Here is a 24,542-nt window from a genome sequence, read left to right as displayed (position 1 = left end):
GTTAGGCGTCGGCATTTGGATTTCAGGCATGGAACTCACTGTCCCGGAGGTGGCTGCCAAAGTTCGACCTTGTTGCCCTCTGGGTCCATGACCCAACCGAACTTCCCGTACTCGGAATCGTCTGTCTTCTCCAGGACGTTACATCCTTCGTCCCGAAGCGCCTGAAGTACAGCGGCCAAGTCTTCGACGCGATAGTTGACCATGAAGGTCGACTTGCTTGGTGCGAAGTGCTCACCATCAGCGGCGCCGATGGACCACACGGTCGTTCCCTTTGTCGGATTGCCCGCTGCATCGGTCCAGGTGAACGCGGTGCCTCCCCATTCCTGGACGTCGATTCCCAGGTGCTGCTTGTACCAAGCTCGCAGTGCGACAGGGTCGTTCGCGTTGAAGAAGATTCCTCCGATACCTGTGACTCTCTTCATTTGAGCCTCCGAAGTGCGGCCAAGTTGGAGCGTACTGCGTCTGATCTCTGAAACCTATTTCGTTCTGCGGCGATTTTCTTCATTGTTCGAATCCTCTCGCCCGTCAGCCTAGGCCTTCCGCCTTGGTTCCCGCGTCACCCGAAAGGATGATTCTGCAGCGAAACCGTGGAAATCACCCTTTCAGGGGATGAGTCCCGCCTCCTTCGCGAGCTGCACGGCCTGCGTCCGGCGCCGCGCCGAGAGCTTGTCGAAGAGCCGGGCGGCATGGGTCTTTGCGACGCCTAACGTCAGGCGTAACCGGGCCGCCGTGTAACGCGCCAAAGAACCATAAGAAATCCGCTTCGGCGGCTCCGGTTCACGCCATTGTTAGGTGCCGCCATACGCAGGGCTAGTGACTTATCGCGGCGGCTCGGCTAACGCGAGGTGCTGAAGCAGTACAATGCGCTGTGCGTCCGCACGTAGACCCGTCCATCGCTCAGGGCGGGCGTTGCATTGACCTCGTCGTCCATTTCGTTGACGGCGAGCACCTCCCACTCCGCACCAGCTTTGAGAACGGTGATCTTGCCTTCGGTATTCGCGAGGAACACCTTACCGTCCGCGGCAACCGGTGACGCATAGTACTCGCCCAGCGCGCCGGGGCTCCGGCCCTCCTTCAGGATGCGGCCTGTCGCGGGATCAAGCGAGGTGATGATGCCGCCGGTTTTCACCATGTAATACACGCCCTGGTACAGCAGCGGCGCCGGAATGTACGGGATGTTCTTCTTAAGGCGCCAGCGAATCGCGCCCGGCTCGAGCTGGCCCCGCGCGCTGCCCGGGCGAACGGCGATCGTCCCCCACTCGCCCACGTCATACGCCCGCGTCTTGTTCCATTCCTGGGCGACGATGAACTTGTCGTCGTTCTCATCGATCCAGCCGAAGTGCTCCCCAAGGTCCGCATCACCGCGAAACTCTTGCAATGACAGGCGCCCGTCCTTGTCCTTGTCGTATTGCGACAGCACCGCGGCGAAGGTCGGCATCGACGGCTCATTGCTGCCAAGGGTGGTGATCATCAGGGTGTCACCGTGCGCCAACGGCGTGCCCATTGCGCCACCGGACGCCACCGGCAGCCACCAGCGCTGCGCGCCGGACGCGAGATCGTAGGCGTCGAGACGCGTCGAGCCGAGCACGATCAAGTCCGCGCGCGTCGCGTCCGGTCGAAAGACCATGGGCGTCGACCACCCAATCATCATGCCTGGCCGGCCGGTCTTCCATCGCAGACGCCCGGTCGAGCGGTCGAGCGCAATGACAAAGGACCCCGCCTGCTGGTCGCATACCAGCACGACCGTGCCCCCTTCGATGATTGGCGAACCTGCCATTCCGTAGAAGTTCTTAAAGGGGCCGAGGCGGGAGGTCCAACGCACTTGCCCGTCGTTGTTGTACGACACCAATCCAAATTCAGGGAAGAAGGCCACGACCCCGCTCTCGTCGGCCGCTGGGGTTGGCGATGCCGGATCATTGGCTTTGTATGCGGCCTGCACTCGCTCTCGCCGGACTTCCCGGCGCCATAGTTCCCGGCCGGTCCGCGTGTCCAGGCAGAACGTGATCAACCGGTCGCCTTCGCTGGCGGTGCCGTAGAGCCGGGTGCCCACTACGATCGGTGACGACTGCCCGTAGGGCACCGACGCCTTCCACGCCACGTTCTTGGTAGGCGAAAACTCGACGGGATACCCGACCGACAAATCGACACCAGACCCGTTTGGCCCGCGAAACCGCGCCCACTGCGCGTCGGCGCGGTCAACGGTGACGATCAACAGCAGACAGGACACAACGAAAACAAATGAGCGCTTCATAAAAATAGGGCCTCCTGATACGTCAAGCGGGTTGCTGGCTTCTTCGGAACCTGGCAAGAGCGAAAATCTGGACACTACTCCCCAAGGAGCTTGACTGCTGTTAGTTCTGACAATTGAATTTCAATTTTTTGCATACGGCAAACTTACTACTTTACGCCGATTGGCTCAACTGATCTTCGCGAGGACCTAACGCTGACGATCAGCGGGCGCGCGCGACGGCGTCAAGGGCCGAGGACGAACTATCGGTGCGCGCGCTCCGCTGGATAAGCAAGTTAGGTTTCACTTGGCAGGTAGTTCGCGAAGAACGCACGGTCAAGTTCATACACCGTGCGTGGTTTCAGGCCGAGCCCAACACGCTCGAACATCTCGACGAGCTTGTCGCCATCGACGAGTTCGACCGGAGGAGCACCATCCCGGTCGGCCTCGCGACGCGCATCCGCCGTGAACGTGCCGGTGGTGATGATGATGATGCCCTTGTCAGCGCGGCCGATCATTGCATTTCGAAAGTCACCGACCTGAGCCCTGGACACTGAACCCTTGTATCGCTTGCACTGGAAGAGGACCTTGAAACTCACAAAGGGATTGACCTGCAGAATTCCGATGCCATCAATACCCTCATCTTTGGACCGCCCGGTGACGGTTACTTTCTCGAAACCCGACTCCCGAAGCAGGCGACCGCAGATGCTCTCGAACCCTTGAGGGGTCACCTTCTTGAGGATCTCGAGCAGGAGATACCGATTGTCCTGGTCGGCGACGACCTCCGCAGCGGGCACGGGAGCGTCTTCCTCGTCGGCATCGTCGCTCTTTCGCTTGGCTGCGGCGTGAATCTTGCCCCACTTGAGAGCTAGCCGGTGCGCCGCCTCGTCGTCGAGCGAAGTCTCGAAGCCGGTGGAGGTCAAGGACCACACCCCGTGAGTCGAGCCATCAACGAGGCCTTCCCAGACCAGGTATTGGCGTGCCCAGTGAACTTGGTTATAGAACCGCGTCTGGCCCGACTTCAGAGTAGCCTCAAGATTGGCGTCGGAGAGCCCGTGGCGATCTGCAACGAGGTCAAGTACCTCGCGCGGCTTGCCGGAACCGCCGAGTTCCCGCAGCGCATCGAGCACCGGACCCATCCATCTCGCAAACTTGTTCTTACGTTTCGCCATCGGACATTCTGTGAAACCTAACGCCACGCGTCAGCGGGCGCGAAACATGCGCCTCCACCATCGCTGCCCACTTCTCTCTATTTCGATTGGAGGTAGGGGATCGTCGGGGTCGCTCACCTGAGACGTATCAAGATAGATCTCCCCGTCCTGCCCCTGCACTCTTGCGCCCAACCTACCTGCTATTTGAATCATTTTAGCGACAATAGCCTTATCTGGGTTCTTGCTGTAGATGTTCCCGTTGTCCCAATCTAACCATGCCTCCGGATACTTCGAGGGTCCATCCCACAAGGCAAAATAGGGTCCATTGTATCCAGCCAACTTCAACTCCTGGTCAGCTTCAACAAGCTTCACCCATTCTTCCGCAGTTATCTCTCGACCTTCGTTTTCTGGCCAAAACTCCGCTCGAGTTATGAAGAGATCATAGCCCATAGCGCCTCTCAGTTGCCTAACGTCAGGCGTCAGCGAGCGCGCGGCGTTGCACTCGCACTATAGCGAACACCGGCCCGCGCGCTCCGATGCACTCCGGAGTCTAGGCGCGGCCTATTTGATTTTCTTCGCCCTCCCCGTTTCACGGCCTTCAAGCTGAACTACCAGATAGGCGACTTCTCCTTTTTCATCTTTGACGAAGCTGTAGGTGAGGCGTCGATTCTCGTTCATGAAAAAGTTGGTTGCGCTTTCCGGCAGCAGATCTTGTTTTTCCGAGTTCGACCCTTGTTGCAACCGTAACTTGTCGCCTTCGCGGGTGACCGCGAAGACCACCGATGGATGCTGATATTGCCCGGTGTAGGCATCAAGGATTTTGGGGTCTATTCTTGCGACCGTGCGCTCCGGTATTAAACCAGGTATATAAAACGCCGCGATGCCGAGCGCGATGGAATTCGGGTTTGCATTGTCGCCATTCGTCAGGACAACTACGGTCAGTTTATCGTCCACGAATCGCGCGATTTGGGCGCGAAAACCCGGAAGCGAACCGCCATGGTGCACCAGCTTGTGGCCCGCCACGCTGCTTAGTTCCCAGCCGAAGCCGTAAGGATGAGTTGCGCCGCTGTTCAATTTGACCGGCATCCACACCTGGCTGAGGGTAGACTGCTTGAGAATTCGGTCGGTGTAGAGCGCAGCATCCCACTTCGCCAGGTCAAGAACGGTGGAAAGAAATGCCCCGCTTGGGCGCAACGCGAAGTAGACGCCGGCGTTTTGCAGCTTGCCATCCGTCCAGACATATCCGTTTGCGCGGTTCTGAACCAGCGCGGTCATGGTGGTCGTGCGTGTGGCGTTCATTTCGAGCGGCGAATAAAGACGCTCGTTCAAGTAGTCGCCCCACGGCATGCCGGTAACTTTTCGAATGATCTCGGCCAGTGAAAAGTACCCGACATTGCAATATTCCCACTTCTCCCCCGGCGCAAACCGGAGCGGCAATGGGTAGGCAGTCTTTATTACGTCAGCGTCATTTTGGATTTTGAGCGGATCGAAGCCTGGCGCCTCGCGGACGAGTCCCGATGTGTGGGTCAACAGATGTCGGACGGTAATCTCTTTCCAGGTATCGGGTGTGCCTTCAAGAAACTTGCTGATTTTGTCATCGAGGCTCAACTTGCCGTCCTGAATCAGGATCATGATTCCTGTGGCGATTAGTTGCTTGCTAACGGAACCGATTTTGTAAACGGTTTCTGGTCTGGCAGGAACATTCAGTTCAACATTTGCCAGGCCGTAGCCCTCCGCCTTGATGATCTTCCCGTCCTTTAGGACAGCGATCGATGTGCCGGGAATATGCTGTCTCTGCATCTCGGCTTTGACGTAGTCGTCTATTTTGTCTGCGCGCGCAGCGACCGTCGCGGTGAACAATAAGACGAGCGCGAAAAAGGGAGTACGTTTGCCGTGCATGGTTTTCCTCCATCCCTGTTTAGTTGAGTTTTGTTTCTACTAGCCAACGCAATAGTAACGTTCCGCCTGCGATCTTCTTTAACACCACGCCCACCCGGAGCCGCTCTAGCGGTTGGGATGATCGGGCGCGCGAACGGCACTCAAAGCAACCATAAGAAACGCACCGGTCAATCCCGGTTAGACCGCTCGCTTGGAGATTGGATGGTCGTCATTGAGGTCCAGCAGATCCCACAGATTCCCATACAGGTCTTCAAAAACAGCAACCGTGCCATAGATTTCTTTCTTAGGCTCTCTGACGAACTTTGTTCCGTTGGAAATCATATCGTTGTAGTCCCTCCAAAAATCATCCGTATTGAGAAATAACAACACTCGCCCGCCAGACTGATTGCCAATGAAAGATTCCTGTTCCGGTTTTGACGCTCTCGCTAGTAACAACGTAGTTCCAAGCGAGCCAGGCGGAGAGACCACTACCCAGCGCTTATCTTGCTCCGGCTGATAGGTATCTTCAACCAGTGTGAAATGAAGCTTTTTTGTGTAAAACTCTATGGCCTCATCGTAATCTCTAACGACCAAAGCTATATGTACGATTGATTGTTTCATCCTAGCACTTCTTCGATGTGGAGGTATTGCCGTCGAACGCCCAGGTTCAACCGGGGCGGCGCAGCGGACGAAGGCTGAGCATCTGCGTGCACCCGCTCCGTTGCAACCGCTAGTTTGGCGGCGCGATAGAGTTAAGCCCGTCTTCAGCGCCGCGCGCCCAAAACCAGGCTCACTGTCTGGCCAACGAGGATTGTGCCGGTTTGCACCACAGTTCCATAGACGCCCGCGGTGTTCTTGTTCAGTCGCACGACTGTCTTCATCGCCCGCACGTCCTTTGAGCCCGTGTCCGGATCGAGGTTAATCATCATACATCGCACGTCGCGCGCCGTCACACTTACGGCTGGCCTTGGCTCACTATCGCCGAACACCAGTGTCCCGCCAACCCACCCATCTTCGAGAAACGGCTCTGGATTGCCGGTCTCAAGCACAATGTTGGCTCGGAACCGCCGGCGATCGAGATCCACTCCCGCCTCGCGACCGATGCCGGCAATGGTCGCCAGGCTAATGACCGATACCGGCGCATCATCGAAGATCCCGTGCTTGAGCTTCATCAATTCCAGGCTGCTGCCAAAACGCTCGGCAACCTCGCTCTGGAGCTCTGCGCTGCGCAACTCTACGTTCGTTCCGGCGGGCGTGCGTACGTGAGTTGGCAGAGGCTCGCCGGTGCTCTCATCGAGACCGAAAGCGTGATACAGGAGGAGTTCATGGAGGCGGCTTGCCGAAAGCCACGGGAAGCCGCTGTCGTCTCCCAAGCGCCGGAAAGCGAAGCGCCGATCACCATCGAGACCGTGCCACCCGAGAAATGCCGACTCCGTCGCGGTACCTGCCATCGACTTGACGGGATACCGCACAAGTTCGCAGACATGCCCGAGTTGAATCATCATACAGTCACTCTACGTCAGGCCGTTGCAAGCCGCCGAACGCCCGAACTGAGCGGCAAACCGCAGCGGACGAGCGCAGCGAGGGCGCGAGGTTTGTCCGCTCGAGCGAGTTGTTAGGCGGCGACCTGTCTAGCCAGTTGTTTACTCCCAATCCTTTTTCAGCATCAGCTCATCTATCCTGTATGCGTGAAGCATCTCATGCATCAGCAGGTGCCTGAACATTATATACACCGAGTAGTGGCTGAACGCCTCATGCTCGGCCGTCCGCTGCCAATCGTCTGCGGATAGCTCCTTCAACCGCTTAACGACCAGCGCCCGCTCCCGCACGTACCGGCCCAGCGCTTCGTCCAGATCAACGCTCAGTAGTGAGCCGGCCTCCTCGTCCGGTGATGGTTCCATAGACTTTATTTGGGGGAGCGGGTCAGAGAGCATCAACTCCAGGCGTGAGAGGAATGTCGCCTGCCCGGTAGATATGTGACAGGCATGCTCGTGAGCGGACCACTTGTTCGGCGCAGGGCGGCGCTTGAGGTTCTGGGGCGGCACCTCGCGGACGAGGCCAATGATAATGCCGGGTGCGGCCTCTAAAGTAGCTATCAACGTTTGCGTATCCATAATCTCCTCCGAGTCGCGGCCAGGAAGCCGGCCGGGTAGCAGGGCGATGTTGCCACCGCCCCGCCCCCTAAAAACCGGACTTGCAAGTTTCCCGACATCCGGCTCAAGCATCTCATAAGGCCCTCGCGGGACCCGGCAATGTTCTACTTCAAACACCGCCTTCACGATACTCATCTGATGCCAACGCGCTTTCGCGGGAGAGCGCACCAGCTTAAGCTGCGGCTGTCATCTGCATTCTCTCCTAAGTCGGTTTGTCAGACTCTCTCGTGACCAGACACCAGTTGGAAGTCAGCCTGCTTTCGCTTGAGGTGATGTTGCGCATTACTCTGTTGCGCTCAACCTCTATCCGCTCGATTACAGAACGGCCTTCGCTTTTTCCACACTCCCATACCCGCAGTCCCTTGGGTTCGCCTTACGGCTCGCTTTCCCTTGAGTTCGACTTCTGTCTTGGAAAAGAAGTCTTGCCATCGGGAGAACTACGGGCTTACCACGTTTCGTGTGAGTGCCAGAGTGGGTTAGGTCTCGCCTCTCTGCCGGTGGCGCGAGGTCTGCGTCAGGTGAGTTAGGAACACCTGAACTTGGCCACGTACCTTTTGGTCCAAGCCTGTGTCTGTCGAGTTGATTGTATTCAACCGAGCAGGCGTCAGCATCTTTGGCTTGTTCTCGTATAACGACATTTATCAGCGATTCACAATGTGTTGACCATGCCACTCGATCCTAGCTCCCGACCGTGTTGATGCTAACAGTCGCAGCCACTTCTCACGAATAAGGCTGCCATCCCGAAGGACGAGGCTACATTGTCCCAGAGGCATCGAACCTCACCGTTGCCAGTGACGCACGCTCTGGTAGGATACTGATGGCAGAACATCAGGTTGTGTCCTTCAAACAACAGTCACAACAGCCACTCACGCGACTTCGTGTCGCAACCTAACGTTCGAGTTAACCGGACCGCTGCGGCCTGCCGTAGCGGGTCCGGTTGAACGAGGGGTTAGGCGTCGCTCTCACGACGGGTATCGCTTTCGCACCTCGGCCACTGACGCTTTGACGAGTTTCTCAAGGACTCCGACGTCTATGTCTGAGAGCCTCTTGATGTAGAGGCAGACCTTGCCCGTCCTGTGCTTTCCAATCTGCTGCAGGAGTTCCTCGCGAGATTCAAAACCATCTGCGATGTAGACAACAATCTCTGGCCTTCTAAACGAGAACCCGGCGAGGCATGCGTCGCCTTCGTGCCCAGTCTCGTACCGGTAGTGGTAGCTGCCGAAGCCAACGATGCTTGGCCCCCACATCTTGGGCTCGAATTTCGTCACTCTCTTCATGAGTGCGGATATCGCCGCACAGTCGGCTCGGCGACGCGGATCCTCGATGGTGTCGAGATACTCCTCAACGCTTGCTTCCGTCTGCTTCGTCTTCAGTTCAGCCATGGAACCTCCGGGGCGAAAAGGAAGTGGCTTGCGACGGTCCAAAACCGGCCATCACGCCGGGGGTGTCCACCGACCCCGACCCCTCATCGGCCGAGCCGCAAACGCGCCTATTGTGGGACTGTCCGCGGACGAGCGCTTTCAGAGCGCGATACGACCGACGATGCCGCAGCACATCCGACCGAGATAGAGGAAGGCGAGACCACCGAACACCTTGCGTTCGGTGATGTCCTTCCGGGTGCCGAACGCCTGGCGGATGCGATTCGCGAGCTGCTCGTCGTACGCCATCGGGATCCTGCTGCTAACGGTCCGCCATCTGCTTGCCGTGATGGCGCGTGTGGAGTTCCACGAAGCGCACGCAGTCCTCCACGGGCACCGCACCGAAGATCGTTCGCATCCGCTCGCCGTGCGAGGCGGCCTGGCGGCAGGCCTCGTCGAACTGCTGGTGCGCCGTCTCGAGGCGAACGCGTCCCTCGGCAGGCGTCGCGGGCCCGCTCGCGGGATCCATCGCCTTGTGGGCCTTCCACCCCTTTGGGAACACTGCCTTCCTCAGTATTCGCTTGAAGAACAGGAGCCGGAGGATGAGGAGAACGACTGCGGGAAGCTTTGGAAGCTTTGAGGGACGGCCAGCCGCTATGTTGGCCGCCTCCTCAAGGCCGCGGGCGACGTGCTCCACGATCTGGCTGGGCGACCACTTTCCCGGCGCACGTGGCGAAGTCCAGGCGGTCCCTGTGCGCTCGCCGGCGATGATCAATTGCTGAATCGCATCTTTGCTTGCGTCGAGTGCCGTGTTGATGTCCGCCATCGCGTCCTCCGTTACCCAAGAATGATCCGGCGATCCTACTCCTCGTCAAGCAGGCCCGTCGTCAACGGCATCGCAACAAGGCATTAGACGTCCGCAAACGGGTTCTCGTCAGCGGTGGGTCCGTAGACCGATGGCACCGGCAAGTCGAGGAGCCGCAGGTAGACGAGCAGCTTGCCGGACCAACTCTCGCGCGATCCGCGTCGCCGGGTCCTTCAGCGAGAGGACCGGGATGCCTCGCAACGCGCGCACGCGGCGAGCCTGCTGGAACTCGTCACTCACTGCGGCCTCGCCAATGACAAGCTGCGAGACCCGCAGTTCGTAAGCAGCCCGATCCCGCCACCAGTCGCGCGTCAACGTCTGATGCGCCGCCAGCACCGCGTCGCGACTTGGTCGCGCGGTCAAATAGCTGACAATTGTCGTTTCGACGTACACCGACGCCACGCCTGATGATCGCACGACCTCGAACACGTCATCTCGGGTGGTCAGGTTTCGTCGGCCCAACGCCAGGCGTCAGCGGGCGCGCGACGTACCTACTCGGATCACGGCGAACCCGACTCGCGCGCTCCGCTGCACGCCAGAGTTAGGCGCGGCCTCGGATGCAAGCACCTACAAGGATTGGTTACTTAATCCCACTTACGTCTTAAGGTGCATAGACTGCATCTTTCACATTGAGCCTTAACGTGTTTGGACCCGGCTTGAGTTCTACCTTCAGGTTCCAGGCAACAGGACCCTGCCGAACCGGCTTTTGGACCCGATAGTACCAACCATACAAGTAGTATGTTCCCGCCGCAACGCTGGGGAAGGTGCCCCTGGCGTTGGCGTCAGTTGTCATCTCTGCGGCGCTATGTGCGCGTATCGCTTTCATGACGCATTCAAGGTCAGCCTTCGCTTCGCTCACCATTACCGCGGGGCCTTGACCAGCAGGCAGCGATAGCAGCCCGCCAATCAGCGGCATCTTGTCCCCCTGCGCCACTCCTCCGATGAAGGCCAGATTGGCGAACCGGTCACCCATCAGTCCGGGCCCGAGGCCCGCGCTCTGCAACACGTTCTCCGCGTCGTCGTCGAGCAGGTAAAACGTTGCGTTTGTGAAGTTTTCCCGGGTCTGGGACACGACCTTCCCTGTATCGAGGTTCGTGACGGTATGAATATAGGGTATCCCTATCACGGATAAAGTGCTGTTTGGTCGAACACCTGGCTTAGTAGTCTTGGGCTGGTCTGTTACGGGGCACGGATTAGTTGGAGCCGCGGCCCGTCTGCCGCCATCAGGCGTGTTAGCTCGTTTATCAGGCGTGTTAGCTCGTTGCTCCCTCCCTGCTTGTACCCGTGCACGCGTCTGGGATTCAGTATTGAGGTATTGGGTGCGAAGAGCGGGTGAGAGGAACCGCTCGAACAGACTATCGAGGAAGGCTTCATCCGTCTCGTAGAATGCATGCATCTTATACCACTTCGGTTTGTCCGGGTACGAAGCGTAAGGCTGCCCGGCAGACTGGTAGCCGCCGCTGTATCCACCCAGCAGCCGTTTCTCGTCGGGGGTGAGTTCATTCCGAGTCCATCGCAGGCCAGAGAGTTCCTTGATGACCTGCTGTAGTTGCCAGAACGCGCCCATCTGACGCGCCGCCGTGTCCATAGGATCGGTGCCTTTTATCTCAGCCTTCACACGCTCGACTGAGGGAAACTGGCTTGGGTAGGGCGGATTCGTAGCCTGTGCTCTGGTGGTTGGAAGCGATGCAGGTGCAAGGATCAGACCCAAAGCTGCAAGAGCCACGATTGCGAGAACATCGATTCGGTTTCTCATTTTGTTCCTCCTTACGTCGATCTATCAATCGATACCGGATTCACCTCGTATGTTGGGGCAGCTCACCTCGGCGCTTCCACGGGTTTTACACATCTATATCCTAAATACGCCGGAGCGAATCGCTTGCGCCTCGGCCATACCTTTCCATCGTAAACAATGATGTATGCCTTCTCGCCATCAACTTCAGTTGCCGTCCACCAGTAGATTACCTGCGAGTGGACGTTCCAGAGCGGCGTTTCTTTGTCGGGGCGAACTTGGTAAGTCGCCGCTCTGGTCTTCCCGTCCCAGATTCCGCCACTGTTAACGCCATGACGCGACATTGAGCGCACCGCTTCTTCCACCGTCGGCAACCGCCATACATTCTGCGGAGCTTCAGCTAACGTTTTGCCATCGGCCGATAAATGCTGGCAGCGGCTAACAGCTTCGTGCCAAGTAACGCCTTCACGAGGCCAGCCGACGCCTTCTGCCGCCCAAACCAGCCGGACTCCGTTGCCCTCCACCAGACGAGATTGTAAGTTGCCATCGTCAACGCGCCCGGCGATGCGCACGGCAGGCTCTAGGCCGCAGACGACGAGGATGAGGGCAGGCAGTCCCATTGCGAAGAAGTACGCCGCACGGCGTGGCTGCGGGCGACCATACCAGTAGAGCGCTCCCAGTAAGAGCATTGGCGCGATGATGAATAGCATCGCTACTGTGTCATTTAAATCAAAGAGCAGCAGGAATAAAAGAAGCCCACCGAGCGCGTGGGCGCTGCTTCCCAGGCGCGGGAAAGCGATGGCGAGCAGGGTCAGCGACACGAAGATTATCACCGGGCCGAGGTATTGCACGAACATCAGTCCGACGTTTAAGAGCAGCGACTCATGAAACCAACCCTCATGAAAGTTCTCGATGATTCCCCAAAATGCCCAGAAGCTGGCAATTGAGGTAGATAACAGGACTGCCAACCATCCAAGAACTTGCCTCTTCGACCAACGATCCATAAGAGACTTAACACTAATGTTGTTATGGAGAATAGTCATAGCGATAAGCCGCCGAACGTTCGCGTGACCGAGCGCGCGTGTAACACTCAAGGTTCACGCCAAACTCGATCGCGCGCTTCGGTCCACGCGGGAGTTCGGCGCGTCCTCCAAGAATGTCAAACGAGCCAACCGAGTTGCTAAACACGCTTTCCGCGCTCCGGTCCAACGACGTGTTCGGCGTCATTTTCCACCCTTCGTTGGTGTAATGACAACCGTCGGAGCATGCGCCGTGATACGAATAATTGCGGGCTCCGGAATCAAGTGGTAGTGGCACCTTCCATCGCGCGACATTAGAACAAATTTGCCCTCTTCTGCTTCCTGAACACGACCGCGATTTGCACCTCCGCGAGTCGAGAGCTGGGCGTCGCAATTAGGACAAACGTACCGAAGATTCCTTGGACTATTGTCTAAGTTATTGCCATTAGCATGGTCAAGGATTATTGGAAGCGGTTTGCCTGCCCAGACGAGCGGTTGTGTATGGAACGGACAAGTTGGTATGTCGCAGCGAACAGGCAGACCTTTTTCTTCGCGCCACATTGCATAGTGACGCCGCACAGTTGATCGGCTCGTTGGCGTTGGTTGGTATCGGAGAATCTTCCCAGTCTGACGAATGTTCATAGATTTTGCTGTTCGATGGCGCTTCATGATGACGCCGAACGTTCCGCATCACCGTGCCGCGTAGTTTGCGGCTACGGTGCATGCGGGAAGTTGGGCGGCGGTGGAATGGAAAAGAGTCCTCGCTAGCATGACACTTGCAGCTCCAGTGTCTATTCCATGATGTCTGGCTGCCGCTGACTGCTCCAGGGTTTCCTATTCAGATTTTCTCCACAATATTCGAGAAATTCCTTGTCTTCGTCTTGTAGTTCTCCGAAGAAGAGCGTTCCATAGACTTCCAAGTCCGCTCGCATTCGCGCGCGAAGTAGCGACAGTTGGCGAATCGACATTTCGCCCCGCTTCGCCGAACGTTGCTCTTCGGGAAGCTTCTGTAATGCGTCATAAATCTTTGAAGGTTTCAATGCAGAATCCGGACAAATGAGATTGTCTTTCGTCGCGAGGTATAGACTTCTTGTCCCGTCGCCGAGAAATAACCCGTTGCCACTCTTGTAGTACCATTTGGTAAATTCCACGTAGAGATTGCCGCGTTCTTCTTGTGTAACTGGTCCTCGAGGCATGCCCACGTGCCATTCCTTAAGTCTCGTCGGACTTGCCACGCCAGTTATTGTCCAAAGCTCGGAATACGACTTCATTCGCCGGTCTGCGGTTTTTTGCTTCACCTGACGCCGGAAGCTATGGGTGAGATATAGCCCGATAATGCCGAGGAGTATCGTGACAAGGATTTTAAGGATCTCCATCTTTTCCTCCGGTTGCGGCGCAAGTGTGATCTCCCCGGCTGCACCCAAAGAAGGCGCCCAACGCAGAGTTCACCGTGCCGCCGTTGATGAAAGCCGAATGCGCCAGAGTCGAAACCCTGTGAAGCGTACTTCGGCGGCTACGGTGCAACGAGAGTTAGGCGGCTTCAAATGGCGAGCGCTTCCTTCTGGCTTTCGCCGTTAGCTCTTTTCGAGTAACCGCGAAACTCCTTGCTTTCGCAGTTAGCTCTTTCCGAGTTGTGGCGCGTTGACCGGGCGCGCGCCGAGTACTGATGGAACGTTAAGAATTCTGCTTCGCTGCCTCCGATCCAGCGCCTTGTTGGCCCGCTTATTGGAAACTTACGCCCCCTCTTCTGCCGCTTGTAGAATAAGTGGGTAGAGCACCGAACGATGGCAACGGCTCTCATCGGCACAGAAGCACCCGATGGCAATAGGTGTCGTCCTGGCAAGTTCAGCCAACAGCTTGATAACTTGCCGGGCGTCCGTGTTCTTCATTTCGTTCTCGTACCGCTTTGCCCAGGCTTCGTGTGTTCGCTCCTTATTTTTTGCCCACTGAAGAAGTTCTCTGCTGGGTGCAAGCAAAGGAAGCCACACGTCGAAGTAGTCGAGCAGAGCGTAATCTCTCTTGAACACGCCGCGAGGCAAGTAGCGTGTCGTGCCGATGCGTAATCCTTCCCCTCTTTCGCGTGGGCTGCCGTATTGGTAAGTGCAGAGTTTTAGCTTTAGCATAGTCAACAGTATTGGTGTTTTGCAGATAACATAAGGTTTGATATGACCATCTGGAATAGCTCTATCTGTACTCTTCACGATTAACGATGTCTTCTTCGGCTTTGGGTCTTTAAAGGGCGTTAGGTCTGAAACTCGGAAAGTGGTTACGGCACTGCTTGAGTCCTTTTTGTCAATCTTGATGGCCTCAAGGTTGGCGTAATAGATAAGGTCGCTTGTATGTTCAGCCGCAGCAAAAATGACCAACATTCTCATGTTATTGCGCTGTGCTTCTTGCAAAAGTCTATTAGCCGTTGCCCAGTTCCTATTCTCTGCAATTTCTCCTTTGCCTCCTTTCAGGAACAGGTTTTTGAGCCTATCTGTATGAACTATGGTGTAAACACAAACTGGTGATACAGACTTCTTACTCATTAATATCCTCCCTAAGTTTTTATCGCCTCACTTCTAAGTTACTTCTCTCAACCTAACGTCCGAGTTGACCGGGCGCGCGAGCGGCACTGGTCGAACAATAAGAAACTCGCTTCGCGCGCTCCGGTCCAACGACTTGTTCGGCGGCGATGCCGATGGGGACAAGCTCACAAAGATTTCAGGCGTGACTAAAACTCAACTATTGATTGACAACCGGACTAATAACAATTGAGTAGTTGAGTTCATAAACACCTTCGCACTCGGTATTGTGGGAGTGTTGCTTTCCCTCGACAAATGTATTATCTCCAAGGCTAAGATTTGCAACCTCCTTTATATGGTCGTGATGGCCTTTCCAATCGAAGCCATCACCATCAAGGGTTTCCAAAAACACGCCAATCTTCACCCTAGTCACGTCTGCTAAGTTGGTAACGCGCTCGCCAGCGAAAAAAGTGCATCGGCTATCGTTTCCGATTTTACCTTCCTCCTCTACATAAACATCATCATAGCTCTTCGCAAATACCCGTGCTTCGCCCCCTGTACCCGTGACGTAAATAGCGAGACGGATGTTCATGTCTTCGTCATCGTCAGCACAATCAACGATTTTGAGTTTGTTGATTATTATTGACAAGGTAGCCGTTGTGGTCAATGAAAATGGTTGACCTGTTTCTTTTAACTGTTCCGTGTTTTCCTCAGCCATACATTCCTCCTGTGTTTAAGCAGATGCTTTAACTAAGCGGTTTGTCTATCGCCGCATCCGAAATAAGCGATAGCCGCCGAACGTTCGAGCTAAGCGGGCGACGACGGCAGGACGCCAGGCCCGGGCTGGCGAAAATGTACCGCGTACCGCCAGCCCGGGCCTGGTGGCATGCCGTTGGCGCTCCGCTTGAGCGAGGGTTAGGCGCCGGCTTTGCTGCGACGTGCATGAGGGTTATTTCCCGGCCGGTGGTTGCCAAAGTTCAACCTTGTTGCCTTCCGGATCCATGACCCACCCGAACTTCCCGTACTCTGAGTCATCGGTCTTCTCAAGCACTTCGCAGCCTTCATCGCGGAGCGCTTGAAGAAGCGCTGCCAAGTCTTCCACGCGATAGTTGACCATGAAGGTCGACTTGCTTGGAGCGAAGTGCTTGCCGTCCGCTGGACCGATCAACCAGGCCGTAGTCCCCTTGGTCGGGTTGCCTTCGGAGTCAGTCCAGTCAAAGGCTGCTCCACCCCAGTCTTGTACGTCAATGCCTAGGTGAGTCTTGTACCAGGCACAGAGTGCCGTCGGATCCTTCGCGCTGAAGAATATGCCACCAATTCCAGTTACTCTCTTCATCTGATCCTCCGAATCGAGCCGGACGCGAATGGTCGCCATCCGACGCCTAACGATTGAGTTGACGCGGCGGCGCGAATCAAAGCACCCTCCGCCGGATAAATCTAGTTACGAAACACGCTCCCGCCGCTCGCGTCCAACGATTCGTTAGGCAGACCTATTGGGGGCCGGCCAGCCTGAACGTCATCAAAGACTTTTCGCATCTATAATAGGACATTCTCACCGCTGCCGTAGTCGCCGGTCCCTGCTTGATCCGCTTATCCGCTTGAAATTCCTATCCGCCCCGCGTTCGCGTCTTAGCCTTCACCCTCCAGCGACTTCGTGATGTCTCGCTTCAATAGCGCCATGATCTCCGCATTCTCTTGCATCCCCGGCTCGTCCGGATGCGCGCGAATGAGCAGGTCTGCCTCTTGTAACAGATCAAATCCCGGTTGCCGATTTCCCTCTTGAATGCGGTCAACCCCGGCTTTCATCAGGACCTTTACAAGATCGTCGCGAAGGTTCGCATCGTTGGGATACGATTGCGCCAACAATCGCAGTTCTTGCACCAACTGATTCTGCCGCGCCGGGTCCTGCTCCTTCGTCATTGCGCCGATGGTGTTGCCCAACCCCCGCGCGAGCGCCGCGCGAACACCACTCTCCGCTACATGCGCGCGCCCCAGCTCGCGCAGCTCATCCAGCAACTGATCGCGCCGCGGCAGCTCGTCCTCCTTGGCGCCGTATAGCGCGTTGTACAAGCCCTTGGCCAACTGCTCGGCGATGGCCACGTCTTTTGGGTGCGCCTGCGCCAACTCGCGCAACTCATTAAGCAGGTCGTCGCGCCGCGGCAGCTCGTCCTCCTGCATGGCGAACACCTGCGCATCGTACAATCCCCTTGCCAGCCGCTCACGCACGATCGGCTCGTCCGGGTGCGATCGTGTCAAGTCGCGCAACTCCTTGAGCAGATAATCACATCGTGAAAAATCGCTCGCTTCGCTACAGGAGTTCACGCAGCCAGAGAGCATCATGGCGGCCACACGCGCGAGCTTCGGGTATTGCCGCACGAAGGCCATGGCTTGTGCAACTGCCTTCAGCTCATCCGCCCCCCATTCCGGGGTGAAGAGGCCTAACTTGATCAGCGTGCAGAACGAACGCGCCGCGGCGTCGAAGCATGCGGATCCGCCGTCGACGCCGAGTTGGATCGCGGCGAAAAGCGTCGACAGCTCGCCCTCGTCCCGCACACTCGATGCCAGATCGATCAGCAGCCGCTCCGCAACCGCGCGACGACGGACGTTCCAGGTGGGATGACTGATAAACATCTTGCGGGCGCGCTCGTACCGGGCCGTCAGGCCGAACGAGCAGTGCTGACCATCCCTGTCGCGCTCCAGCACTCCGCAATCGACCAACTCGTCCATCGTCTCTGGCGCTTCGGCTCCCAGCGCCATCTCCTCAAACTCGCTGGTGCCTGCTCCGTACTTCGCCTCCGGCAGCAGCGCCATCCGCGCCGCTACCTCGAATAGCGGCCACTTCTTTTCCCGATACAGTTTCTCAAATGCCGGCCCCAGTTCGCGATATTGAAATTCCCGCGCGTCCTTGGTCAGCCGGTCAAGCTCATCAACCGATTGGGGTTTCTCACGCAACCATCGACCGATCACGCCGGCGTGGCCGTCAATCAGATCCATCACCTCGAACCCGTTCATCTGTGCCGTCGCTTTCACTTCGGCCTCCAGATATTTCAGGAGGCGATCCTGTTCAGCCGGATCGCGCAGGTCCATCTGGCCAAGGTCGTAGACCGCCGCGCTGCTGGACTCGCCGGCGAAGAGTTTGGCTTCCGCGTAGGTTTCATCCTCGTCTTCGGATTCTGCCGCCGAGCGGCTCGTCAACAGGAAATGCACCGGGGGCCATTCGTCGCTGCGGCTGAGGTACTGATGAAGATTGCTCGCCTGGCGACCGCAATCAGGGACTTGCTCGAATGCGTCGAGGATCACCACGGCGGGGGCTTTGGTCAGCTCGTGAACGAGCTTCAGCAGGTCGCGCATCTGCTCATAGCTCAGTCGGGGAAGCGTCAGGCCGCCATCGACCAGCTTCTTGTTGACTTCGACAAGGCCGGAGAAGAATGTCTGTATCGCATCTCGCGTAATTCCGGTGGGATCGAACGCAGTGATGAGGCTCGCCAGTCTCCCGCCGGCAGCGCCGAGCATATTCAGCCAGCTCCCGCGCTGCTGGTGCACGACCGCTTTCGCCTGCTCCAGCCACGTGCTGTTGCTCAGCCAGTTCTCGTACAGGTCCGCTATCGCGCGAAGCAGCAGGTCATGCACTTCGCGGCGGCCTTCGTAGTAACCGACCAGGTACTTTGGACTTTCGCTGCGGCGGAGCGTGTCGCGCACCGCTTCCAGCAGGCGGGTTTTGCCCTGTTGCGGGCGCGCGGCCAGCGTCGTCAGCCCGGGCTTGCTGACACGCTGAAGCAAATAGTTCAGATCGCGCTCGCGGCCGAACATTGGGGTAACTGTGGGTTGCGGCATGGCAGACCAGTTTAACCGTTGAGTCAGATCGTAGACGACAGAAAGCCGCGCGCCGGCCTGTGGCCGCGCGCCGGTTGACATAACGCCCCTACTATTATAGGAACCTCGCTGGCCGACCACGGCTCCAAGTCCTGGGTGTGCAAGGAGAAACCAAGTTCGCCCCTGATTGCAACTATCATGACCCCACGCGCGGATCTACCGCCTGGCGTTTCAGCCGGCCCCTCCACAGTTCCTGACCACTCAATTCGTATCGCCTTTGCGCTGGCAATCAAGACATCCGCCTTTGTGGCCTTCCAATTGGTTCTTCGCTTCTTCACGCCGCCTATCATGCTCTCCGCAAAGGCATCGAGCGTCACAGACCGACCCGAGGCGACATCGATGAGGCTTATTAATGTCACCTGGATGAGGCCTCGAGTTCCGTCTTCGCGTGCCCCTGTCGCAAAGCCGAACGTCTTCAACGCCGGACCGGGGCTCGCCTCGCTGTCGAGCTTGTAACCGGGCGGCAGATCCAACGTAAAACTGTACCCACCGAAGGCTCCGGTTCTCGGCATTCGCTCCAACATTGAGCGTCAAGAGAAGGAGTGGCGCCATCAAGACGCATCGCCTGAGGTCGCGAGCTACTGATCTCGTAGGCACAACGCCAAGTCTGCCTAACGCTACGAATGAGCCGCGCGCCTCGGCGAACCGATCGCACAAGGATACTGGGCGCGTCGGCTCCATTCGTTGTTAGGCGGCAGACTCAGAATATAGTTTCGCTCCGGTGATCTTTTCCGCCTTGCGAATTATCCGCGTCGGCAGGCGTGCCTTTGCACTCTCGGTTAGTTCTTCAAGTCTCCTGGCGATGTGCTCTTGGTGCGCAGCACGCTCACCCTCCGGCCGGGAAAGCGCGGATGCAGCCGATATGGCTATGCTCTTGTGGAGTTGACCGAGGCGGACGCACTCGGCCTGATATTCATCGCATTTCAGTGCCTTGTGAATAGCCATCAAAATAGCCGCGCATCCGGCGAATACCGATGCCGGGGGCAGTGACAGGGAGTAGACTACAAAGTCTCTTGACTTGGCCTCAGGGAGCGCAGCGACGATCGCCGCAGCGGTCGAGAGAACAGCCGGAATAACCACGAACATCAGGTTCGCCCACCAGAGCCTGCTCAGCTCGAGTCTGTACCCTTCGGCGACCAACGTGGCATATGCCTTGGTGTGTTCAAGCCACTCGTTGATGTTATTCATGTATCCCCCGTTTTAATCGATACCTCACCTCGCCGCCTAACATGAATTATACGGCCCTGTATAATCCGTTTATCCAGAAGATTCTTTCCGCATAATCCAATGCGATCCGAGACCGTCTGGGTCCGTTATTCTGTCATCGTTCAACAGATTACTTCGCAGAAGCTGATGTAAATTCTCGAAGTGTTAGCCAGACCGTTCGTTTCCGCATATTCCCGCTTTGTATAATCAGGTGGCTGCGACTCACAACAGATCCGCCGGGCTGCGCACGCCCCGGCCGCCTTTGTTCAACACGTGAGTGTAAATCATCGTGGTATTGAGATCGTTGTGTCCCAACAACTCCTGAATCGTCCGAATATCGTAGCCATCCTCCAGCAAATGCGTGGCAAATGAATGACGCAACGTGTGAGGTGTGGCCGGCTTGCCTATGCGGGCGCGATTGACGGCTAGCTTCATCGCCTTCTGCACCGCTGTCTCGTGAAGATGATGCCGGCGTTCGATCTTGGCTTCCTTGTCGAAATAGCGAGTGGGCGCGGGGAAAGCCCACTGCCAACCCCACTCACGGTCGGCGTTGGGATACTTCTTGGCCAACGCATATGGTAGTACCACTCGACCGGCTCCCTCGCGCAAGTCGCGCTGGTGCAGTCTCCAAACGTCCCTTAAGTGCGCAAGCAGCGGTTCCTTCACCGACGCTGGAAGCGTCGTGATTCGATCCTTTTGTCCCTTGCCGTCACGAACTAGAATCTGCTTGGTAGTGAAGTCGATGTCCTTGAATCGAAGCTCCAAACATTCGTTGAGACGAAGCCCGGCGCCATACAACAGAGTTGCTACCAGCTTTGGTGCGCCGTCCATCGAGTCGAGAATTGTTTTGACTTCTTGGCGGGTTAACACAACCGGGAGGCGTTTAGGTTTCTTCGCTCGCACTGCGGGATTGACCCACTCAAGAGGTTTCTCCAGGACTCGCTGGTAGAGAAACAAGATCGCCCTCAACGCCTGGTTCTGAGTAGACGCACTGACCTTCTTGTTGACTGCGAGGTCGGTTAGGAACTGGTTGATCTCGGGCTCACCCATATCTTTCGGGTGACGCTTCCCATGAAATAAGATGAATCGCTTGATCCAGTCTACATAGGTCTTTTCAGTACGTTTGCTGTAATGCCGGGCGCCAATCGCCTGCCGCACCTGATCGAGAAGTTTCGGTTTGGGCACGGCAGATTGAGCCAGTCGCTGGTTGCTGTCGGTCGTTACACGGGAAGTGCCGGTCTGCATGAAGGGGCTCCGTTAACGGGCGCGACTATATACGGCGCCGCGATCTTAGACAAGCCCAAATGGGTCCCGGATTGCCAGATCGCCCCCGCACCGGCGGAAGCAGCAAGGCTCTTCCGCATAGTGTTCGAGCGCGCCCAACATTCCTACTTGTTTACCAATTCAGGGCATTGGGTCAGTGCGATGAATTCTCGCGATTGCTGAGTGCTCGAAGCGTTACCAGGTGTGCTCGACTCACTCCGCCCTGCCTGCAGGGAGCTCGATGATGAAGCGCGCGCCGCAAGGCTGATTGTCCTCGACCCACACGCGCCCTTTGTGGTCGGCAATGATGTGGCTGACGATGGCCAGACCGAGGCCGGTGCCTCGGTTGCGAGTGGAGAATTTCGGCAGAAAAAGTTTGTCACGATCGCGCCGGCTTATCCCGTGACCGGTGTCAGCTACAATCAGCCGCACTGAGTCGCTCGCCTTCATATACAAAGATTCGAGCGCAATGAGTCTCTCGACGGAAACTTCATGCCCATCGTTTGAGCCGTTGCTCCCGTCTCTCCCATCGGTGCCCAGCGCTTCCACTGCGTTGTCGATCAGATTTACCAGGGCGCGCTTGATCTGCTCCTTATCCAGCCGCAGCGCAGGCAAGTCATCCGCGAGGCGGCAGTCGATGCGAATCCCGTCGAGCCGCTCAGCGTAAAGGTTGACTGCATCGCGCACGACGTCATTCAAAGAAGCTTCAACCGGCTGCGCTTCCGGCAGACGAGCGAAGCGCGAGAACTCCTCCACCATCCGCTGAAGCGCGGCCACTTCGCGCACAATAGTCGACGTGCCTTCGCGGACGACTTCGTCAAACCGCGGCTCCGTTTTGGCGGCTAGACTCCGTTCGTAGTTTCGCATTATGCGTTCGGCTGAAAGCTGAATCGGCGTGAGCGGGTTTTTTATCTCGTGGGCCATTCGGCGGGCGACCTCGCTCCACGCCGCAGCCCGTTCTGCCTGGATCAGGTCGGTCAAATCTTCGATCACGATAACCAAACCTTCGATGGTGCCTTCGGAAGTTCGAAGCGCAATCGCGGTGGTCGCCGTAGCCAGAAAGCTGCTGTCGGCTCGTCTGAACTCTATCTCAGCCTGAGCAATCTCGCTTCGCCGCGCCCGGCGGCAGAGCGCGGCGAGCTCTTCGCCTTGAGGTCCTTCGACTACTCGATCGATCGGGGTGTGGTTCTCGGGCTTGTCTTTGAGGCCGAGCATCCACAGCGCCGAGCGGTTGATGGTCGCGATACCGGCATTTTCGTCGGTTGAGATCACCCCGGTCGATAAAGATTCCAGCACAGTCTCGATGTAACGGCGGCGGTTGTCCAACGCGAGATTGATCCGGCTGAGGTCTTCGGCCGCGTGTTCGAGCCGCTCTCGGTTCTCAGCGAGCATTGCGGCCATCTGGTTGAACGATTTCACCAGCACGGCCAGTTCATCCTCGGCGACCGTCTCAACCGGGTGCCCGAAGTCGCCTTGCGCGACTCGATCGGTTGCTTCGGCCAGCGCTTGAATGGGGATGGTTATCCCGCGCGCCACGTAGAGCGCAAGCCAGCTTGCCGAGAAGATCAACAACAAGGTGACTGCGGCAAGCAGCAATATATAAATCGCTTTGATTCGTTTGATCTTTCCCAGGAGGCTATGAAAATTTTCGTGTTGCTCGCTGATGGTCGCCGCGCGCTGAGTGAGTTCAGGCGGGAACTCGCTCGCAACGATGAGCGCTTGCGGGTCGCTTGCGCCGCCTGATAGCCGGACCGCCGCGATCACGAAGATCGCCGTCGGGCTGTCACCCTCGTCACTCCCGCTGAATGACTCGGCCCCGCCGCTAATCTGCTGTTGGGCGGCGTTGAGCGTTTCCTCGATGAAGCGTTCAACCTGTCTCTCGCCTCGCTGGATGGTTTTGCTTCCGCCCGGAAACACTAGCCGCACCAGCGACAGATCGTAGTCGGACATCTCTCGATCAAGCTTCGATCTGAATGCCGGGCTGTCGTAATCGCCCTGCCCACCGTTTGATATGCTGCGAGCAATTGCGCGCGCGCTGCCCACAAGATCAGCCTCTTCTTTCTTGAAGTAACTTTCTTCGATAGCGCGGGCATCGTCGACGATCTGGCGCGCGGGCTCGCCAAACCAGCGATCTATGCTGCGATTCAGAAGCCCGAACGCGAAAAAGAACAGCAGCAGAACCGGCAAGAGCGAGAGGCCTATTGCGTAGCTTACCAAGCGCAATTTGAACTTCGAACCAAGCTTGGCCGCGCGCCGCTCGCGCACGAGTTTCAGCACGTTCCTCAGCAACACGAACAGCAGCGTTACGAAGGCAAGAAAGTTGAGAGTTGAGAGCGCGTACAAGAGGAGCGTCTCGGCTGCGGTGTCAGGCGTGACGAACGGTGTCAGGTTGAACCCGCCCTGGGCGATGAGCGAAAGCATCAATAGCAACAGGACTATCGAGAGAATGATAACCTTCGTCAGCCTTCGCCGCCCGCGTTCGGTGAGGCGAGAGTCGCCGGATTTTTGCGAAAGGTCAGTCACGATGTCGCCTGTGATTGAGGCTGCCTCGATGATTCAGGATTTGATTATAGCTTGGACACAGCGATTGCCAAGTCAGAAGTTTCGACTCTGTTTGACCCCGGGCGAGCCTTCTTGAACCAGGCAGGGCGGGCAGGAGGCCCGCTCCCAGCTCTCATACCCGTGAGCTTTACTGTGTACGAATGACCTCAAGCACCGCCTCCGCGACACGCTCGGCGGCGGAGCCCCCCTCAGCCGCGAGCGACTCGCGTACGAGCTGAAGATCCTTCCGCATTTGAGAAAGGCGAGCCGGATCAGAGAGAATGGCGGTCACCTCGCCCGCGATCTTCTCTCCCGTCGCCTCGTGTTGCATCAACTCGGGCACGATGCGACGCCCCGCGATCAGATTGACCATGCCGAATGTGTCGAGTTGAATAAGCGGCCGGATCAGGCGCCAGTTTAACGCCGAACCTCGGTAGATGATGACCATCGGCGTGCCCGCCAGCGCGGCTTCCACGGTAGCTGTTCCGCTGGCGACGACCGCGAATTCGGAATGGCACAGCGCGTTGTATGTGTCTCCCTCGATGATCGTAATGCTCAAGTTGTCCTGTCCGGCGCCGGCGCCACGAGCCTCGAGCTGCGCCTGTCGGATTGGCGCTTCAACCTGTTCCCGGCGGACAGTCGACGCGAGAGGAACGACGAATTGCGGAGCTTTCCATTGCGGATTGCGGATTGCGGATTGCGGATCGTTCGATTGCGGATTGCGGATTGCGGATTGCGGATTTGAGATCTCAGATTTGAGATTTGAGAT

General features: G+C 57.4%; 24 protein-coding genes. All 24 read right to left on the bottom strand.

Going from position 1 to position 24,542, the window contains the following annotated elements:
• Positions 1–35: 35 nt before the first annotated feature.
• The gene (locus tag AABO57_23850) at positions 36–422 is read right to left on the bottom strand and encodes a VOC family protein (protein ID MEK6288763.1); all 387 of its coding nucleotides are present in this window, start codon (positions 420–422) and stop codon (positions 36–38) included.
• Between the two features lie 413 nt (positions 423–835).
• Complete coding sequence (locus tag AABO57_23845) at positions 836–2,251, bottom strand: PQQ-binding-like beta-propeller repeat protein (GenBank protein MEK6288762.1); 1,416 nt, start codon at positions 2,249–2,251, stop codon at positions 836–838.
• 272 nt (positions 2,252–2,523) lie between these two features.
• The gene (locus AABO57_23840) at positions 2,524–3,366 is read right to left on the bottom strand and encodes a restriction endonuclease (protein MEK6288761.1); all 843 of its coding nucleotides are present in this window, start codon (positions 3,364–3,366) and stop codon (positions 2,524–2,526) included.
• Positions 3,367–3,429: 63 nt separating this feature from the next.
• Positions 3,430–3,828 carry a hypothetical protein gene (locus tag AABO57_23835; protein MEK6288760.1) on the bottom strand — a complete coding sequence of 133 codons (399 nt, stop codon included), beginning with the start codon at positions 3,826–3,828 and terminating at the stop codon, positions 3,430–3,432.
• A 111-nt stretch (positions 3,829–3,939) separates the two neighbouring features.
• A complete protein-coding gene (locus AABO57_23830; protein MEK6288759.1) occupies positions 3,940–5,277 on the bottom strand; it encodes a serine hydrolase in 1,338 nt (445 codons plus the stop codon).
• A gap of 177 nt (positions 5,278–5,454) precedes the next feature.
• Positions 5,455–5,877: a VOC family protein gene (locus tag AABO57_23825; GenBank protein ID MEK6288758.1), complete on the bottom strand. Its 423-nt coding sequence runs from the start codon at positions 5,875–5,877 to the stop codon at positions 5,455–5,457.
• A 143-nt stretch (positions 5,878–6,020) separates the two neighbouring features.
• Entirely contained in the window at positions 6,021–6,761 is a 741-nt protein-coding gene (locus AABO57_23820) for an MOSC domain-containing protein (protein MEK6288757.1), read from the bottom strand.
• Between the two features lie 138 nt (positions 6,762–6,899).
• Positions 6,900–7,544 (bottom strand): DinB family protein, encoded by a 645-nt coding sequence (locus AABO57_23815; GenBank protein ID MEK6288756.1) that lies wholly within the window; start codon positions 7,542–7,544, stop codon positions 6,900–6,902.
• Positions 7,545–8,371: 827 nt separating this feature from the next.
• The gene (locus AABO57_23810; protein ID MEK6288755.1) at positions 8,372–8,791 is read right to left on the bottom strand and encodes a DUF1801 domain-containing protein; all 420 of its coding nucleotides are present in this window, start codon (positions 8,789–8,791) and stop codon (positions 8,372–8,374) included.
• A 138-nt stretch (positions 8,792–8,929) separates the two neighbouring features.
• Positions 8,930–9,076 carry a hypothetical protein gene (locus AABO57_23805; GenBank protein MEK6288754.1) on the bottom strand — a complete coding sequence of 49 codons (147 nt, stop codon included), beginning with the start codon at positions 9,074–9,076 and terminating at the stop codon, positions 8,930–8,932.
• Between the two features lie 13 nt (positions 9,077–9,089).
• Positions 9,090–9,593, bottom strand: a complete 504-nt coding sequence (locus AABO57_23800) for a DinB family protein (protein MEK6288753.1) — start codon at positions 9,591–9,593, stop codon at positions 9,090–9,092.
• 108 nt (positions 9,594–9,701) lie between these two features.
• Positions 9,702–10,094, bottom strand: a complete 393-nt coding sequence (locus AABO57_23795) for a hypothetical protein (GenBank protein MEK6288752.1) — start codon at positions 10,092–10,094, stop codon at positions 9,702–9,704.
• Between the two features lie 139 nt (positions 10,095–10,233).
• Positions 10,234–11,388 carry a hypothetical protein gene (locus tag AABO57_23790; protein MEK6288751.1) on the bottom strand — a complete coding sequence of 385 codons (1,155 nt, stop codon included), beginning with the start codon at positions 11,386–11,388 and terminating at the stop codon, positions 10,234–10,236.
• 62 nt (positions 11,389–11,450) lie between these two features.
• The gene (locus tag AABO57_23785) at positions 11,451–12,407 is read right to left on the bottom strand and encodes a DUF1566 domain-containing protein (GenBank protein ID MEK6288750.1); all 957 of its coding nucleotides are present in this window, start codon (positions 12,405–12,407) and stop codon (positions 11,451–11,453) included.
• A 767-nt stretch (positions 12,408–13,174) separates the two neighbouring features.
• Positions 13,175–13,807 carry a hypothetical protein gene (locus AABO57_23780; protein ID MEK6288749.1) on the bottom strand — a complete coding sequence of 211 codons (633 nt, stop codon included), beginning with the start codon at positions 13,805–13,807 and terminating at the stop codon, positions 13,175–13,177.
• 309 nt (positions 13,808–14,116) lie between these two features.
• Positions 14,117–14,914 carry a DUF488 family protein gene (locus AABO57_23775; protein MEK6288748.1) on the bottom strand — a complete coding sequence of 266 codons (798 nt, stop codon included), beginning with the start codon at positions 14,912–14,914 and terminating at the stop codon, positions 14,117–14,119.
• 196 nt (positions 14,915–15,110) lie between these two features.
• Positions 15,111–15,608, bottom strand: a complete 498-nt coding sequence (locus tag AABO57_23770) for a hypothetical protein (protein MEK6288747.1) — start codon at positions 15,606–15,608, stop codon at positions 15,111–15,113.
• Between the two features lie 231 nt (positions 15,609–15,839).
• The gene (locus tag AABO57_23765; protein ID MEK6288746.1) at positions 15,840–16,226 is read right to left on the bottom strand and encodes a VOC family protein; all 387 of its coding nucleotides are present in this window, start codon (positions 16,224–16,226) and stop codon (positions 15,840–15,842) included.
• 293 nt (positions 16,227–16,519) lie between these two features.
• The gene (locus AABO57_23760) at positions 16,520–18,805 is read right to left on the bottom strand and encodes a hypothetical protein (protein ID MEK6288745.1); all 2,286 of its coding nucleotides are present in this window, start codon (positions 18,803–18,805) and stop codon (positions 16,520–16,522) included.
• Positions 18,748–19,275: a hypothetical protein gene (locus tag AABO57_23755; protein ID MEK6288744.1), complete on the bottom strand. Its 528-nt coding sequence runs from the start codon at positions 19,273–19,275 to the stop codon at positions 18,748–18,750. Before AABO57_23755 ends, AABO57_23760 begins: the two co-directional genes overlap by 58 nt.
• Before the next feature lie 175 nt (positions 19,276–19,450).
• Positions 19,451–19,951: a hypothetical protein gene (locus AABO57_23750; GenBank protein MEK6288743.1), complete on the bottom strand. Its 501-nt coding sequence runs from the start codon at positions 19,949–19,951 to the stop codon at positions 19,451–19,453.
• Between the two features lie 240 nt (positions 19,952–20,191).
• Positions 20,192–21,214 (bottom strand): integron integrase, encoded by a 1,023-nt coding sequence (locus tag AABO57_23745; protein ID MEK6288742.1) that lies wholly within the window; start codon positions 21,212–21,214, stop codon positions 20,192–20,194.
• Between the two features lie 231 nt (positions 21,215–21,445).
• Positions 21,446–23,755: an ATP-binding protein gene (locus AABO57_23740; GenBank protein MEK6288741.1), complete on the bottom strand. Its 2,310-nt coding sequence runs from the start codon at positions 23,753–23,755 to the stop codon at positions 21,446–21,448.
• Positions 23,756–23,921: 166 nt separating this feature from the next.
• On the bottom strand, positions 23,922–24,542 hold a 621-nt coding region (locus AABO57_23735), incomplete at its 5' end, for a hypothetical protein (GenBank protein ID MEK6288740.1).

Source organism: Acidobacteriota bacterium (assembly GCA_038040445.1).
Taxonomy (GTDB): Bacteria; Acidobacteriota; Blastocatellia; order UBA7656; family UBA7656; genus Onstottus_A; species Onstottus_A frigus.
This window is presented reverse-complemented; position numbering and strand designations above follow the sequence as displayed.